Origin of the sequence: Methylobacterium brachiatum (assembly GCF_020523825.1) — a bacterium.
GTDB lineage: Bacteria > Pseudomonadota > Alphaproteobacteria > Rhizobiales > Beijerinckiaceae > Methylobacterium > Methylobacterium brachiatum.
Map to the genome: position 1 here is coordinate 250663 of NZ_JAJALK010000002.1, position 14474 is coordinate 265136.

Below are 14474 nucleotides of genomic sequence, written 5' to 3' on the forward strand. Positions count from 1 at the left end.
CGCCCGGAAGCCTGCCGGGCGGGCGTAATCCGGGCGCCGGGCGGGCGCAATGACCGCCCGGGCGCCGAACGGCCGCTCAGTCGACCGCGATCATCACGTCGGAGGCCTTCACCACCGCGTAGGCCGGGCCGCCGGCCACGAGCTTGAGCGAATCGACCGCCTCGTTGGTGATCGAGGCGGTGATCACCTGGCCGGGGCTGATCTCGATCTTGACGTGGGCGGTGGTCGAGCCCTTGTCGACCGACACCACCGTGCCCTTGATGACGTTGCGCGCGCTGATCTTCATGCTGTGCCGCAAAGCTCCCTGGAAAGCCCCCTGGCCGCACCGGGCGGCGTCCGGGGCGTCTCCTACAACATGGCGCGGGTCGGCGCGACCACCCCGGGGCGGCGGCGCCGGGCCGAGGCCAGCCCGGGGCAAGCCCGCGCCGAGCGGCATCAGCCCTGCAGGGCGGCGGCCTGTGTCTCGAAGCTCGCCAGGTCGAAATAGTCCCGCCATTCCGTGATCGCGCCGCCGACGACGCGCAGGCTGCCCATGGTCGGCAGCGCGATCCGGCCGCCCTGCGCGTCGGTGAACAGATCGAATCGCTCGGTCAGCACGGTATCGCCGTCCTGGGCCAGGCGCAGGAGCCGCCACTCGACCCGGATGCGGCTGCCGATCCCGAAATCCTTATGGAAGCGCCGGGCGTTCTCCCGCCCCCGGATCTCCGGCAGCGGGATGTTGTGGTAGAGGACATCCTCGGCCAGGAGGTCGATCGCCTCGTCGAACCGGTCGGCGTTGATCCGGTCGAAGAAGCGCCGCACCAGGGCGGCTTCGGGCATGTCCGTGGGCATCGGCGGTCTCGTGTCCTGGGTCCGGGATCGGGGGCGGGGGCGGGGGCGGGCGGCCTAGTCCCGGATGAAGGCGAGGATGTCGGGGTTCAGCGTCTCGGCCGCGACGGTCAGCATGCCGTGGCTGAAGCCCGGATAGGTCTTCAGGGTCCCGTTCGGCAGCAGCTTGATCGCCGCGCGGGCGGCGGCGTCGATCGGCACGATCTGGTCGTCCTCGCCGTGCAGGACCAGCGTCGGCACGGTGATCGCCCGGAGGTCCGTGGTCTGGTCGGTCTCCGAGAAGGCCTTGATGCCGTCGTAATGCGCCTTGGCGCTGCCCATCATGGCCTGGCGCCACCAGTTCAGGATCACGCCCTGGTGGATCGTCGCGCCGGCGCGGTTGAAGCCGTAGAACGGGCCGGTCGGCACATCGAGGAAGAACTGCGCCCGGTTGGCCGCGAGCCCCTGGCGGAACCCGTCGAACACCGCGACCGGCAGGCCGCCCGGATTGTCGGCGGTCTGGAGCATGAGCGGCGTCACGGCGCTGACCAGCACGAGCTTGGCGACCCGGCCCTCCGGCTGGCCGTACCGGGCGACGTAGCGCGCCGCTTCGCCGCCGCCGGTGGAATGGCCGATATGGATGGCCGCGCGCAGGTCGAGATGCCGGACGACGGCGGCCGCGTCGGCGGCGTAATCGTCCATCGTGTGGCCCTCGGAGACCTGGGCCGACCGGCCGTGACCCCGCCGGTCATGCGCGACCACGCGGAAGCCCTGCGCCGCGAAGAACAGCATCTGCGCGTCCCAATCGTCGGCGGAGAGCGGCCAGCCGTGGTGGAAGACGATCGGCTGCGCGTCCCGCGGGCCCCAGTCCTTGAAGAAGATCTCGACGCCATCGGGGGTGGATACGAAGGGCATGCGGGTACTCCTTGCCGCTTTCCGGATCGACGCGGGCTGATGACCAGTAGAGCGCCGATCGTTTCAGGACGATGATGCTGCGGGCACCGAGGGCGGGGGATCCACAATCGATGCCGGGATGCCGGGATCAGGCGGATTGGCCGCCATCGACGTTCAGCGTGGCGCCGGTCACGTAACCGGCATCGGGACCGGCCAGGAACGCCACCGCGGCCGCGATGTCCTCCGGCTGGCCGTAGCGGCCGAGCGCGGCGAGCCCCTTCAGCGTCTCGGCGAAGGGCCCGTCCTCCGGGTTCATCTCGGTGTTGATCGCCCCCGGCTGCACGAGGTTGACCGTGATGTTGCGGGGACCGAGATCCCGCGCCCAGCCCCGCGTATAGGCCGCCACGGCGGCCTTGGTGGCGATGTAATCGGCCGCCCCCGCGAACGGGACGTGGTCGGCGCCCGTGGTGCCGATCGAGACGATCCGGCCGCCCGCCGTCATCAGGGGCGCGGCGGCCCGGACCGCGGTGGCGACGCCCGTCACGTTGATGGCGAGCTGCCGGTCGAAGGCGGCGCGGTCGGCGTTCGGGTCGTCGACCAGGCCGGTGACGAAGACGCCGGCCGAGTTGACCAGGATGTCGAGCCGCCCGAACGCGGCGTGAACCTGCCGGACCAAGCCGGCGACCGCGGCGATGTCGGCCTGGTCGGCCTGGATGGCGAGCGCCCGGCGCCCGAGCGCCGCGAGTTCCCCGGCGATCCCGTCGGCCCGCCCCCGCGAGGCGGCGTAGCTGAAGGCCACGTCGGCGCCGTCCCGGGCCAGGCGGCGCACGATGGCGGCGCCGATGCCGCGCGATCCGCCGGTGACCAGGGCCACCTTGCCCGCGAGGGGTCGAGAATCCTGGCCCACGGCGTCACTCCTGCTGCTCCGGTGACGCGGGTATGGCCGATGCATTCCCCCGTGGTGTAGCCGGAATACACTTGGTACACCTTCAACCAACGATTGAAGGTGTCATCGTGGAAACCCTCGCCAACCTGGAATCCTTCATCCGCAGCGCCGAGCACGGCAGCTTCTCGGAGGCCGCCCGGCGCCTGTCGCTGACGCCGGCCGCGGTCAGCCGGAACGTCGCCATGCTGGAGCGGAATCTGGGCGTGCGGCTGTTCCACCGCTCGACGCGAAAGCTCAGCCTGACGGAAGCGGGCGAGACCTTCCGCCTCGCGATCGCCGACAACCTGGAGGGCCTCCAGGCGGCGATCGCCGGGCTCGCCACCCTGGGCGGCGAGCCGGCCGGGACCCTGAAGGTCAGCATGGCGCCGACCTTCGGCACGATGCATCTCCTGCCGCTGCTGCCCGGCTTCCTCGCCCGCCATCCGCGGATCCGCCCGGAATGGCACTTCGAGAACCGGCGGGTCGATCTCGTCACCGAGGGCTACGACGCCGCGATCGGGGCCGGGTTCGACCTGTCCCCTGGCCTCATCGCCCATACCCTGGCCCCGGCCCACGTCATCGCGGTCGCCGCGCCCGCCTACATGGCCGGTCGGGCGCTCCCCGCCGACCCGACCGGGCTTCAGGCGCTGCAGGGCATCGTCATGCGCTCGCTCCGGACCGGCCGCCTCCAGCGCTGGACCATGCGCAACGCCGCGGGCGCGGAGAGGCCGGCGCCGCTGCCGGCCTCGATCATCGTCAACGACCCGGACGCCATGCAGCAGGCCGCCCTGCTCGGGCTCGGCGTCGCCATGGTGGCGGTGCCCGACGTCGTGGAGACGCTCAAGAGCGGCCGCCTGCTCCGGCTCGCGCCGGACTGGTACGCCGATGCGGGGGTGATCTCGCTCTACTACGCCAGCCGGACGCTGCTGCCGGCCAAGACCCGGGCCTTCGTGGACTGGGTCACCGAGGCCTTCCGGGAGCAGCGCCTGGCCGAGCGCTTCTCGGGGCTTTCGGCGTCTTGAGCCGGCCCTGAAAGGTCAGGCCGCCCGGGCCTTGGCGACGAGGTCGTCCAGGATGCCGAGGATCGCGGCCGGCGTGTCGATCGCCGCCATGTCCGCCCCGATCGCCCGCGCCCGCGCGCCGTAGGACGGCTCGGACAGGATCCGCTCGACCGCCGCGCGCAGATCCCCGGCCCCGGGCCGCTGCGCGGGGATCTCGAGCCCCACGCCCGACCAGGCCACCCGCGCGCCGACCTCGGCCTTGTCCTCGGTGCGCCCCGCCGCCACGATCGGCACCCCGGCCCGCAGGGCGAGCTGGACCGTCCCGTAGCCGCCGTTGGTGACCAGCACGTCGACCTTCGGCAGCAGCGCCGCGAAATCGAGGAACTCGGCGAGCCGGGCGTTCTTCGGGATCGGTCCGCGCACGTTCTCGATCGGCCGGCGGCCGGTGGTGACCAGCACCAGCAGGTCGTCGCGCCCGGCCAAAGCCGCGAGGGTCGGCTCGACGAGCTCACTGAGATCGACGTTGGCGACGGTGCCCTGGGTCACGAGCACGACCTTCTTCGATCCGTCGAGCTCGCCCCACCAATCCGGCCGCGCGGCATCCCGCTGCGGCGGGGGCGGGGGCAGGGCGCCCACGAACCGGACATGGCCGGCCAGCGACCCGAAATCGTACTCGAAGGCCGGGACGGTGGTCTGCAGGAACGCGTCGGCCATGAGATGGCGCGAGTGCAGCACCGAGCAGGGCAGCGGCGGCAGCCCCATCGCGGCGAGCTTGGCATCCGCGTAGGCGCGGACCGGCGCACCGAACACGGCCTCGGCGCCGGCCGCCATGGCCGCGTAGGTCTTCCGCGTGGCCGCGTCGCGCGCCGGCGGCAGCCCGATCATGCTCGGGGCGCCGTCCGGCCTGTCCGCCACCATGATCGTGATGCTGCAGGCGACGATCGGTGGCCGGGGCCTCGCGCGATCCAGGAACAGGGGCGTCGTGCCGAAGAACAGATCGTCGACCACGACGAGGTCGGGGCGGTCCGTCGCGATGATCCGGCGCAGCGTCTCGGCCTGCGCCGGCATCGGATCGAGGAAGAGGCGCTCGAAATTGTAGCGCAGCTGCTCCGGCCCCGGGGGCAGGCTGGCGCGCTCGGGCAGCACGTCCTCGATCCGGGTGAGGTCGAGATCCGCGCCGGGATCGAACGGCAGGAAGCGGGCGCCCGAGGCCTCGACGGCGGGCCGGAGATACGTGGCCGTGGCGACCACCGCCTCGTCGCCGCGCGCCAGGACCATGCGCGCGATGGCGAGCAGCGGGTTCAGGTGGCCGGCGACCGGTGTGGCGGCGAACAGGATCTTCATGCGGTACCCGCTGCTGTGACGGAGCGGGCGATGACGAGGCCACGCGTAGCGCCGGCCTGCGCGCGGCGCCGGGCGACCGGTCCCGCTCCTGTCCGGGGTCTGCGCCGCGCAGGCTACGGCAGCGTTTCGCCCGCGTAGGATCCGGTTACAGGCGTAACGCCGGGCTAATCCGGGTCCCCCTCGGGATCGGCCTCGGCCTCCGCCTCCGGGATGGGGGCGGCGCCCCAGGCGATCAGGGCCGCGTTGAGGTCGTCGAGGACGAAGTGCCGGGCGCTGTCGCGGTCGTAGCCCTCGCCCAGGAGCTCGTCGTAATCGGTGAAGACGTGGCGGGCATAGGTCACCAGGGCCAGGCGGGCGGCCGTCTCGGGGGCGGCGCCGCGCAGGCCCGGGCTCGCCAGCGCCCGGTCGAGGGTGGCGTCGGCCTCGAAGGCGGGCAGGCGCGGGGCGATGCGGGCGAGCGCCTCGGCCACGGCCTCGCGGCGGTTCCGGGGCGGGGGCAGGGGGGCGCTCACCGGGCGGCCTCCGGCCCGGGCACCATGATTTCGCCGCCGCGGGCGGCTACAGCGCGCGCCGTCCCAGCGGATGTCGCTTCGGCACGCGCCAGCGCATCACGACAAAGGCTTAGCGCCGCATCCAATTGCAACGCGCTCTGATGCGGCACTAATGTCATCGGCAGTTGAGGCGGGGCAGGCAGACAACCCGCCGTCGGGGAGATCAGGTCCATGGCAACGATCCGTCACGCGGTGATCCTGGGCGTCCTGCTCGGGGCGGCGCCGGCCCTGGCCCAGAGCTCGGCCAATCCGGACGGCGCCCGGGTCGGCCGCCGGATCACCGCGACGGGCCAGACCAAGCCGCCGAGCCCGGCCGTCACGGGCACGTCCCGGCCGGTCAACGAGGTCGCGATGATCAAGGCGCAGAAGGCCGCGGAAGCCCGCTCCAAGGCGTGGGACAGCAAGATGCGCCACACGATGGGGACGATCTGCAACGGCTGCTGAGCCCGCATACGACAAGGGGCCGCCCCTGCGGGCAGCCCCTTTTTGTTCGTCGACGTTCCGAAACACACCCCGCCACCGGCTCGGCGCCGGGGTGTGATCCCAAATATCAGCGGGAGTAGAACTCGATGACGAGGTTCGGCTCCATCTGCACCGGGTAGGGCACCTCGGACAGGCTGGGGATGCGGGTGACGCGGGCGGTCATCTTGGCGTGATCGGCCTCGATGTAGTCCGGCACGTCGCGCTCGGGCAGCTGGGTCGCCACGATGACGATCTCGAGCTGGCGGGACGACTCCTTGACCTCGATGAGGTCGCCGGCCTTCACCTGGTAGCTCGGGATGTTGACCCGGACGCCGTTGACCTTGACGTGGCCGTGGTTGACGAACTGGCGCGCCGCGAACGGGGTCGCCACGAACTTCGCCCGGTACACCACGGCGTCGAGGCGCCGCTCGAGCAGGCCGACCAGGTTCTCGCCGGAATCGCCGCGCAGGCGGATCGCCTCGGCGTAGTAGCGGCGGAACTGCTTCTCGGTGATGTTGCCGTAATAGCCCTTGAGCTTCTGCTTGGCGCGCAGCTGCGTGCCGAAGTCGCTCATCTTGCCCTTGCGGCGCTGGCCGTGCTGGCCGGGACCGTATTCGCGGCGGTTGACGGGGCTCTTCGGGCGGCCCCAGATGTTCTGGCCCATGCGGCGGTCGAGCTTGTGCTTCGCCTGAATCCGCTTCGACATTTCTTCGCGTCCTCTCGAGACCGAGATTGAGGAACGCGCCCTCCTTTTCCCGGACATTCAGGTCGGGGACGACAGGGCGGGAGGATCCCGCCCACGGGTGCGCGTGAAAACGCGACGGGGCCCCGTGCGGAGCCCCATCGACGGCCGGGTCTTTAGGGTAAGGACCGGCCGGGGTCAACCACAGGAGGTTTTTTGCGGGTGGCCGAGACTTTCGGAATTCGGCGCGGGGCGCCAACCGACGCGGCGGCGATCCGGGCGCTGGTGGATGCGGCCTACGCCAAGTGGATCCCGCTGATCGGCCGTCTGCCGACCCCGATGCAGGCCGATTACGCGCAGGCCGTGCGGCACCATCGGTTCGACCTGCTCCGATCCGGCGAAGGGTTGGCGGCGCTGATCGAGACCCTGCGCAGAGACGACGATCTGCTGATCGTCAACGTCGCGGTCCATCCGGATTGTCAGGGCCGCGGCTTCGGCACCGCGCTCCTGACCCACGCCGAGTCGATCGCCGCCGAGGCCGGGCTCCCGCGGCTGCGCCTCTACACGAATAAAAAATACACGGCGAACCTGCGCCTCTACGCGGCCCTCGGCTACCGGGTGGAGCGGGAGGCGCTGTATGCCGGCCCGGGCCGGACGCTGGACGACGACATCACCGTGTACATGGTCAAGGACTTGGCGACAGAGCGCCAAGCCCCCTGAGAGGTCCCGGTCAAGTCACCACGCTCGGCTCGGCCCGGCCGGTGCGGGGCTCGATCTCCGCGAGGGCGCGGGCCGCCGCCACCACCGGGGCCAGCACCTCGGCGACGGGCAGATCGAGCCGGGCCGGATCGGCCTCGTAGCGCTCCAGATAGACCCGGAGCGTCGCCCCGGCGGTGCCGGTGCCCGACAGGCGGAAGACCACGCGGGCATCCTCGGCGAAGCCGATCCGGATGCCCTGGCGCTCGGTGAGCGAGCCGTCCACTGGGTCGCGATAGGCGAACTCGTCCGCCGTCGAGACCGTGAGCTCGCCGAGCCGCGTGCCGGGCAGCCCGGCGAGCTTTTCGCGCAGCGCCTCCATCAGGCCGTTGGCGGCGTCGGACTCGACCTCCTCGTAATCGTGGCGGGCGTAGTAGTCGCGGCCATGGGTCCGCCAATGCGCCCGCACCAGCGCGTCGGCGCGCTCGCCCGTGGCGGCCAGGATATTGAGCCAGAGCAGCACCGCCCAGAGCCCGTCCTTCTCGCGCACGTGGTTCGAGCCGGTGCCGGCGCTCTCCTCACCGCACAGGGTGATCAGCCCGGCATCGAGCAAATTCCCAAAAAATTTCCAGCCGGTCGGCGTTTCGTAGGCCTTGATGCCGAGGGCGGCCGCGACCCGGTCGGCGGCGCGGCTCGTGGGCATCGACCGGGCGATGCCGGCCAGCCCACCCGCATAGCCCGGGGCCCGGTGGGCATGGGCGGCGAGGAGGGCGAGGCTGTCGCTCGGGGTCACGAACAGGCCCGGGGCCACGATCATGTTGCGGTCGCCGTCGCCGTCCGACGCCGCGCCGAAATCGGGGGCGTCCGGCCCCTGCATCAGGTCGAACAGGTCGTGGCAATGGACCGGGTTCGGATCCGGGTGATGGCCGCCGAAATCCTCTTTCGGGATCGCGTTGACCACCGTGCCGGCGGGCGCGCCGAGCATCCCTTCCAAGATCGCGGTGGCGTAGGGGCCGGTGACCGCGCTCATCGCGTCGAAGCGCATGCGGAAGCCCGAGGCGAACAGGCGCGACACCGCGTCGAAATCGATCAGCGTCCGCATCAGTTCGGCGTAATCGGCCACCGGGTCGATGACCGCGACCGTCATGGCGCCGAGCCGGGTCTCGCCCAGGGTGTCGAGGTCGAGATCCGGGGCCTCGACCAGGCTGTAGCGGGTGAGCGCCTTGGCCCGCTCGAAGATCGCGTTGGTCACCGTCTCGGGCGCCGGGCCGCCATTGGCGGCGTTGAACTTGATGCCGAAATCGCCGTCCGGCCCGCCCGGATTGTGGCTCGCCGACAGGACGATGCCGCCGATCGCCCCGGACTTGCGGATCACGCAGGAGGCCGCCGGGGTCGAGAGCAAGCCGCCGCGCCCGACCAGCACCCGGCCGAAGCCGTTGCCGGCGGCGAGCCGGAGGGTCTTCTGCACCACCTCGCGGTTGAGGAACCGTCCGTCGCCGCCCAGAACCAGGGTCGCGCCCGCCTTGTCCGGCAGGGTGTCGAAGATCGCCTGGACGAAATTCTCGACGTAGTTCGGCTGCCGGAACACCGGCACCTTCTTGCGCAGCCCGGAGGTGCCCGGCTTCTGGTCGGGGAAGGGCGTGGTGTCGACGGTCGTCGGAGTCGTCATGGACGGGCGTCTCCCTGAATCTTCCGCCTCAATGCCCGCCCGGGGGCCCGGCGTCACCCGTGCGGCGCGGGATCGGGAGGGCTTTGTCACAGCGGTTTGAGCGGATCGCGCGACGAAACCGGTTCCTCGTGTGTCGATCCGGTTCACCAGCGGTTGCGCCCGCTAGGTCCCGGCGGTTGTATCGCCCGATCCGCCAGATAAGGCGGCCGGGAGGATACATGTCGGACGGACCATCGCAGCCTCGCCCGCGCCAGGGCAGGACACAATTGGAGACCGGATTGCCGCGGCGACAGATGTTCGGAGCGCTCGCCGCGGCGGGCCTCGCCGCGACCCTGCCCCCCTCCGCCGCGACGGCCGCACCGTCCGCGCGGCTGCAGACGGAGGAATTCCGGCTGCCGTGGAGCGAGCCGGGCATCGACATCTACGTGCGCAACAAGCACCCGGCCGGGACAGACCGGTTCCCGGGCGACAGGATCCTGCTGTTCGTGCACGGCTCGACCTACCCGGCCTCCACGGCCTTCGACCTGCCGCTCGGCGGGATGTCGGCGATGGACTACTTCGCCGGCCAGGGTTTCGACGTCTACCTCGTGGACCTGCCGGGCTACGGGCAATCCGGGCGCCCGGCGCCGATGAGCGCGCCGGCCGCCGACAACCCGCCGTTCATGCGCACGCCGGACGCGGCCAAGGTGGTGGGGCAGGTCGTCGACTTCATCCTGAAGCGGCGCAACGTCGACAAGATCGACCTGATGGGCTGGTCCTGGGGGACCTCGACCATGGGGCTCTACACCAGCACCCACAACGACCGGGTCAACCGGCTGGTCCTGTACGCGCCGCAATGGCTGGCGCGTACGCCGTCGCTGATGGGCGGCGGCTCCGGGCCGCTCGGTGCCTATCGCAGCGTCAGCCGCGACAGCGCCAAGGCGCGCTGGCTCACCGGCGTGCCCGAGGAGAAGAAGGCCGACCTGATCCCGCCGGGCTGGTTCGACCAATGGGCCGACGCGACCTTCGCCAGCGATCCGGTCGGCGCCGGGCAAACGCCGCCGGTGCTGCGCGCACCGAACGGCACCGTAGCCGACAAGGATGCGTACTGGGCGGCGGGCAAGCCGCTCTACGATCCGGGCGACATCCGCGTGCCCGTGCTGCTCATCCACGCCGAATGGGACGCGGACCTGCCGAGCTACCAGGCCCAGGAATACTTCACCAGGCTCACGCACGCCCCCTACAAGCGCTTCATCGAGCTCGGGGAGGGCACGCATACGGTGATGATGGAGAAGAACCGCATGCAGTTCCTCCACGCGGTCGCGGCCTTCCTCACGGAGGCAGACCCGCAGGCGTTGAACTGAGCCTAACCCCGTCTCCCCGCCATCGGGGAGACGGAACCCGATCCTACTCTGCCGCCTGGCGCGCCGTGTAGCCCAGCCGCTCGTTCAGCGCGCGGATCAGCTTGACCGCGGCCTCGGCGATCACCGTGCCGGGCGGGAAGATCGCCGAGGCGCCGGCCGCCACCAGGGCGTCGTAGTCGCCCGGCGGGATCACGCCGCCGATGGCGATCATCACGTCGTCGCGGCCCTGCTCGGTGAGCGCGGCCTTCAGCTCCGGCACCAGGGTGAGGTGGCCGGCCGCCAGCGACGAGACGCCGACGATGTGCACGTCGTTCTCCACCGCCTGCCGGGCGGCCTCGGCCGGGGTGGCGAAGAGCGGTCCGATATCCACGTCGAAGCCGAGATCGGCAAACGCCGAGGCGATGACCTTCTGGCCACGGTCGTGCCCGTCCTGGCCCATCTTGGCGACCAGGATGCGCGGCCGGCGGCCATCGTTCTCCTCGAACGCCTCGACCAGCGCCCGGACTTCCTCGACCACTGGCGACATGCCCCCCACCTCGCGCTTGTAGACGCCGGAGATCGAGCGGATCTCGGCGCGGTGCCGGCCCCAGGCCTTCTCCAGGGCCTCGGAAATCTCGCCGACCGTGGCCTTGGCCCGGGCCGCGTCGACGGCCAGCGCCAGCAGGTTCTCGTTCGTGTCGGCGGCCTTGGTCAGCGCCTCGAGCCGCGCCGTGACGGCGGCCTCGTCGCGCTCGGAGCGCAGGCGCTTGAGCTTGTCGATCTGCAGGCGGCGGACATTGCCGTTGTCGACCCGCAGGAGGTCGATGGCCATGTCGTCGTCGGCCTTGAACTTGTTGATGCCCACGATGGTCTGGCGGCCGGAATCGATCCGGGCCTGGGCCCGGGCGGCGGCCTCCTCGATCCGCAGCTTGGGGATGCCGGCCTCGATCGCCTTGGCCATGCCGCCGAGCTGGTCGACCTCGCGGATATGCTCCCAGGCCCGGGCCACGATGTCGGCGGTGAGCTTCTCCACGTAGTAGGAGCCGCCCCACGGGTCGACGATCCGGGTGGTGCCGCTCTCCTGCTGCAGGAACAGCTGGGTGTTGCGGGCGATCCGGGCGGAGAAGTCGGTGGGGAGCGCCAGCGCCTCATCGAGGGCGTTGGTGTGCAGGGATTGCGTGCCGCCCTGCGTCGCCGCCATAGCCTCGATATTGGTGCGGGTGACGTTGTTGAACACGTCCTGGGCGGTGAGCGACCAGCCCGACGTCTGGGAGTGGGTGCGCAGCGCCAGGGACTTGTCGGACTTCGGATCGAACCCCTTCACCAGCTTCGCCCAGATCAGGCGCGCGGCCCGCATCTTGGCGATCTCCATGAAGAAGTTGGTCGAGATCGCCCAGAAGAACGACAGGCGCGGGGCGAACTGGTCGATGGTCAGGCCGGCGGCGAGGCCAGCCTTGATGTACTCGACGCCGTCGGCGAGCGTATAGGCGAGCTCCAGGTCGTTCGTGGCGCCTGCCTCCTGCATATGGTAGCCGGAGATCGAGATCGAGTTGAACTTCGGCATGTTCTTCGACGTATAGGCGAAGATATCGGAAATGATCCGCATCGATCCCTTGGGGGGATAGATGTAGGTGTTGCGGACCATGAACTCCTTGAGAATATCGTTCTGGATCGTGCCGGCGAGCTTCTGCGGCGGCACGCCCTGCTCCTCGGCGGCGACGATGTAGAGGGCGAGGATCGGCAGCACCGCGCCGTTCATCGTCATCGACACGGTCATCTCGTCGAGCGGGATGCCGGAGAACAGCGTCCGCATGTCGTAGATCGAGTCGATCGCCACGCCGGCCATGCCGACATCGCCCGAGACGCGGGGGTGGTCGGAATCGTAGCCGCGGTGGGTGGCGAGGTCGAAGGCCACCGACAGGCCCTTCTGGCCGGCCGCGAGGTTGCGCCGGTAGAAGGCGTTCGAATCCTCGGCCGTGGAGAAGCCGGCATATTGCCGGATCGTCCAGGGCTGGGTGACGTACATGGTCGGGTAGGGGCCGCGCAGGAACGGCGCGATGCCGGGATAGGTGTCGAGGAACTCGATGCCCTCCCGGTCCTCCGGCCCGTAGCGACCCTTCACCGGAATCCCCTCCGGGGTCATCCAGGGCTCGCCGAGGGCCGGCGACGCCACCGCCAGCGGCTCGCCGACCAGAGGGATCTCGGCGAAGTTCGGGATGCGGGTGGTCATGGCGGTGACTCGTTGTGGCGTTTGTCACCTCATTATAGACGGCCCCGGAAACCGGGCTACTCCCCCACAGGTCTAGAGGTCCGGCGGCCGCGCAGGATGATGTAGATCACCGCGCCCGCCAGCATCAGCGCCATCCCGTACCAGGTCAGGGCGTAGACGAGGTGGCTGTTCGGGAAGGCGATCACCGTGAGCCCGCCCACCGGCAGGCCGCCGGGATTGGGCGTCGCGTCGGCATCGACGAAGTAGGGGGCGACGTCGGTCAGGCCCCGGGCGGCCGCGATGGCGGCGACGTCCCGCGAGTACCAGCGCCCGTCCCCGGGGTCGTTCGCCCGCAGGAAGGCGCCGCCGGGCTCGGTCGGCCGCAGGAGGCCGGTCACCCGCGCCTCGCCCGCCACCTGCCCGGCCTGACGGGTCGCGGGATCGCGGTTCGCCCCCGGCACGAAGCCGCGATTGACCAGGACGATCGTGCCGTCGGGCCGGCGGAGCGGCGTCAGCACCCAGAACCCGCCGCCGCGCTCGGTGACGGCCTGCACCAGGGTCTCGCGATCGTGCAGGAAGGTGCCGGACAGCCAGACATGCCGGTAGGCGTCGTCGGGGCCGATGTGCGGCCATTCGGCGGGGCCGGGGGCCGGCACGGCCGGGGCGTGGACCCGGGCATCGACCCGGGCGATCAGGTCGAGCTTCCAGGCCCGGCGCTGGACCTGCCAGGTCCCGAGGCCCAGCAGGACAACGAACACGACGCCCACGGCCACGCCGAACAGGACGCGCCTCAGCAACGAGAGCGGGGCCGGGGAGGGGGCCGATCCCGGCTCAGCCCCCTCTCCCGACCCCGCGGGCCTCATCTCCGGACGCGCGCTCAGCGGGCGTTGTTCATGACGTCGTGGGCATCCATCGGCATCATGTTGTGATTGAGGTGGTACATCACCCACACCGAGCCCGCGAGCATGATCACCACCACCATGATGGTGAAGATCAGCGCCAGGAAGGTCCAGCCGCCCTCCGACTTCGTGTTCATGTGCAGGAAGTAGATGATGTGCACGACCATCTGCACACCGCCCAAGGCCAGGATCACCAGGGTGGTGACGAGGCTGTTGTCGAGCACGTTGCCCATCACCAGCCAGAACGGGATCACCGTCAGGATCACCGACAGGACGAAGCCGGTGATGTAGCTGCCGAAGGAGCCGTGCCCGCCCTCGCTGTGGGCGTGGGCGTCGTGGGTGTCCTGACCGTGACCGGTCAGGTGGTGCGCGTCGGCGCTCATTCGAGCACTCCCATCAGGTAGACGACGGTGAACACCCCGATCCAGATCAGATCGAGGAAGTGCCAGAACATCGACAGGCACATCAGCCGGCGCTTGTTCTCGACGATCAGGCCGTGCTTGCGCAGCTGCACCAGCAGCACGACCAGCCAGAGGATGCCCACCGAGACGTGCAGGCCGTGCGTCGCCACCAGGGTGTAGAACGACGACAGGAAGGCGCTGCGCCAGGGCGGGGCGCCCTCATGGAACAGGTGGACGAATTCCCGGATCTCCAGGGCCACGAAGGCCACGCCGAACAGGCCGGTGATCGCGAGCCAGATCTGGGTCTGCTTGATCCGGTCCCGGTCCATCTCCAGCATGGCGAAGCCGTAGGTGATGGACGAGAACAGCAGCATCGCGGTGTTCACCGCGATGCCCGTCAGGTCGAACAGGTCCTTGGGGGTCGGCCCGGCCGCGTAGCTGCGGCCGAGCACGCCATAGGTCGCGAACAGGGTCGCGAAGATGAGGCAATCGCTCATCAGGTAGAGCCAGAACCCGAGCATCGTCGAGCCCTCGGAATGATGGCCCTCCTCGTCGGTCTGGTAGAAGACCGGCGCCGCGGCGCCGGGGGGTGCAGTTTCCGCGTGCATCATC

At 70.5% G+C, this 14474-nt stretch carries 17 protein-coding genes; 4 read left to right on the top strand and 13 right to left on the bottom strand.

From position 1 onward, the window contains the following. Positions 1-76: 76 nt before the first annotated feature. From LGR69_RS04910 to LGR69_RS04925, 4 genes are all read right to left on the bottom strand, one after another. Positions 77-286 carry a TOBE domain-containing protein gene (locus LGR69_RS04910; protein ID WP_007558473.1) on the bottom strand — a complete coding sequence of 70 codons (210 nt, stop codon included), beginning with the start codon at positions 284-286 and terminating at the stop codon, positions 77-79. Positions 287-435: 149 nt separating this feature from the next. Further along, complete coding sequence (locus LGR69_RS04915; RefSeq protein ID WP_050736319.1) at positions 436-831, bottom strand: limonene-1,2-epoxide hydrolase family protein; 396 nt, start codon at positions 829-831, stop codon at positions 436-438. A gap of 54 nt (positions 832-885) precedes the next feature. After that, on the bottom strand, positions 886-1722 hold the full coding sequence (locus LGR69_RS04920) for an alpha/beta fold hydrolase (RefSeq protein ID WP_122160209.1): 837 nt from the start codon (positions 1720-1722) through the stop codon (positions 886-888). Positions 1723-1849: 127 nt separating this feature from the next. Further along, a complete protein-coding gene (locus tag LGR69_RS04925; RefSeq protein ID WP_230365344.1) occupies positions 1850-2608 on the bottom strand; it encodes an SDR family oxidoreductase in 759 nt (252 codons plus the stop codon). 107 nt (positions 2609-2715) lie between these two features. Here LGR69_RS04925 and LGR69_RS04930 point away from each other — a divergent pair, with 107 nt between their 5' ends. Continuing rightward, positions 2716-3648, top strand: a complete 933-nt coding sequence (locus LGR69_RS04930) for a LysR family transcriptional regulator (protein ID WP_230365345.1) — start codon at positions 2716-2718, stop codon at positions 3646-3648. Positions 3649-3663: 15 nt separating this feature from the next. Here the strand turns inward: LGR69_RS04930 and LGR69_RS04935 are convergent, their stop codons facing one another. The 3 genes from LGR69_RS04935 to LGR69_RS04945 form a co-directional block, all read right to left on the bottom strand. Then, on the bottom strand, positions 3664-4971 hold the full coding sequence (locus LGR69_RS04935) for a glycosyltransferase (protein WP_230365346.1): 1308 nt from the start codon (positions 4969-4971) through the stop codon (positions 3664-3666). 164 nt (positions 4972-5135) lie between these two features. Next, complete coding sequence (locus LGR69_RS04940; protein ID WP_007558462.1) at positions 5136-5483, bottom strand: DUF2293 domain-containing protein; 348 nt, start codon at positions 5481-5483, stop codon at positions 5136-5138. Then, positions 5480-5695: a hypothetical protein gene (locus tag LGR69_RS04945; protein ID WP_128754916.1), complete on the bottom strand. Its 216-nt coding sequence runs from the start codon at positions 5693-5695 to the stop codon at positions 5480-5482. Before LGR69_RS04945 ends, LGR69_RS04940 begins: the two co-directional genes overlap by 4 nt. Here LGR69_RS04945 and LGR69_RS04950 point away from each other — a divergent pair. Beyond that, the gene (locus LGR69_RS04950; protein ID WP_230365347.1) at positions 5694-5966 is read left to right on the top strand and encodes a hypothetical protein; all 273 of its coding nucleotides are present in this window, start codon (positions 5694-5696) and stop codon (positions 5964-5966) included. The genes LGR69_RS04945 and LGR69_RS04950 overlap by 2 nt on opposite strands. A 106-nt stretch (positions 5967-6072) precedes the next feature. Here the strand turns inward: LGR69_RS04950 and rpsD are convergent, their stop codons facing one another. After that, positions 6073-6690, bottom strand: a complete 618-nt coding sequence (gene rpsD, locus LGR69_RS04955; RefSeq protein WP_007558459.1) for a 30S ribosomal protein S4 — start codon at positions 6688-6690, stop codon at positions 6073-6075. Positions 6691-6888: 198 nt separating this feature from the next. Here rpsD and LGR69_RS04960 point away from each other — a divergent pair, with 198 nt between their 5' ends. Continuing rightward, positions 6889-7386: a GNAT family N-acetyltransferase gene (locus LGR69_RS04960; RefSeq protein ID WP_230365348.1), complete on the top strand. Its 498-nt coding sequence runs from the start codon at positions 6889-6891 to the stop codon at positions 7384-7386. A gap of 10 nt (positions 7387-7396) precedes the next feature. On the opposite strand, the gene LGR69_RS04965 is transcribed toward LGR69_RS04960, so the two are convergent. Further along, positions 7397-9031 carry an alpha-D-glucose phosphate-specific phosphoglucomutase gene (locus LGR69_RS04965; RefSeq protein WP_230365349.1) on the bottom strand — a complete coding sequence of 545 codons (1635 nt, stop codon included), beginning with the start codon at positions 9029-9031 and terminating at the stop codon, positions 7397-7399. 218 nt (positions 9032-9249) lie between these two features. Here LGR69_RS04965 and LGR69_RS04970 point away from each other — a divergent pair, with 218 nt between their 5' ends. Beyond that, a complete protein-coding gene (locus tag LGR69_RS04970; RefSeq protein WP_370881370.1) occupies positions 9250-10374 on the top strand; it encodes an alpha/beta hydrolase in 1125 nt (374 codons plus the stop codon). Positions 10375-10417: 43 nt separating this feature from the next. On the opposite strand, the gene scpA is transcribed toward LGR69_RS04970, so the two are convergent. The 4 genes from scpA to cyoC form a co-directional block, all read right to left on the bottom strand. Beyond that, complete coding sequence (gene scpA, locus LGR69_RS04975; protein ID WP_007558450.1) at positions 10418-12583, bottom strand: methylmalonyl-CoA mutase; 2166 nt, start codon at positions 12581-12583, stop codon at positions 10418-10420. Positions 12584-12639: 56 nt separating this feature from the next. Beyond that, a complete protein-coding gene (locus LGR69_RS04980; protein ID WP_230365350.1) occupies positions 12640-13359 on the bottom strand; it encodes an SURF1 family protein in 720 nt (239 codons plus the stop codon). Positions 13360-13439: 80 nt separating this feature from the next. Then, on the bottom strand, positions 13440-13844 hold the full coding sequence (cyoD, locus tag LGR69_RS04985) for a cytochrome o ubiquinol oxidase subunit IV (RefSeq protein ID WP_007558446.1): 405 nt from the start codon (positions 13842-13844) through the stop codon (positions 13440-13442). Beyond that, entirely contained in the window at positions 13841-14473 is a 633-nt protein-coding gene (cyoC, locus tag LGR69_RS04990; RefSeq protein ID WP_007558445.1) for a cytochrome o ubiquinol oxidase subunit III, read from the bottom strand. The genes cyoD and cyoC overlap by 4 nt, the downstream gene beginning before the upstream one ends. Position 14474 lies beyond the last annotated feature (1 nt).

Bases quoted from the DNA above. Each gene is read 5' to 3' on its own strand.
- LGR69_RS04935 (WP_230365346.1), bottom strand. From the start codon at position 4,971: ATGAAGATCCTGTTCGCCGCCACACCGGTCGCCGGCCACCTGAACCCG.
- scpA (WP_007558450.1), bottom strand. From the start codon at position 12,583: ATGACCACCCGCATCCCGAACTTCGCCGAGATCCCTCTGGTCGGCGAG.
- rpsD (WP_007558459.1), bottom strand. From the start codon at position 6,690: ATGTCGAAGCGGATTCAGGCGAAGCACAAGCTCGACCGCCGCATGGGC.
- LGR69_RS04965 (WP_230365349.1), bottom strand. From the start codon at position 9,031: ATGACGACTCCGACGACCGTCGACACCACGCCCTTCCCCGACCAGAAG.
- cyoC (WP_007558445.1), bottom strand. From the start codon at position 14,473: ATGATGCACGCGGAAACTGCACCCCCCGGCGCCGCGGCGCCGGTCTTC.
- cyoD (WP_007558446.1), bottom strand. From the start codon at position 13,844: ATGAGCGCCGACGCGCACCACCTGACCGGTCACGGTCAGGACACCCAC.
- LGR69_RS04920 (WP_122160209.1), bottom strand. From the start codon at position 1,722: ATGCCCTTCGTATCCACCCCCGATGGCGTCGAGATCTTCTTCAAGGAC.
- LGR69_RS04910 (WP_007558473.1), bottom strand. From the start codon at position 286: ATGAAGATCAGCGCGCGCAACGTCATCAAGGGCACGGTGGTGTCGGTC.
- LGR69_RS04915 (WP_050736319.1), bottom strand. From the start codon at position 831: ATGCCCACGGACATGCCCGAAGCCGCCCTGGTGCGGCGCTTCTTCGAC.
- LGR69_RS04970 (WP_370881370.1), top strand. From the start codon at position 9,250: ATGTCGGACGGACCATCGCAGCCTCGCCCGCGCCAGGGCAGGACACAA.
- LGR69_RS04945 (WP_128754916.1), bottom strand. From the start codon at position 5,695: ATGGACCTGATCTCCCCGACGGCGGGTTGTCTGCCTGCCCCGCCTCAA.
- LGR69_RS04950 (WP_230365347.1), top strand. From the start codon at position 5,694: ATGGCAACGATCCGTCACGCGGTGATCCTGGGCGTCCTGCTCGGGGCG.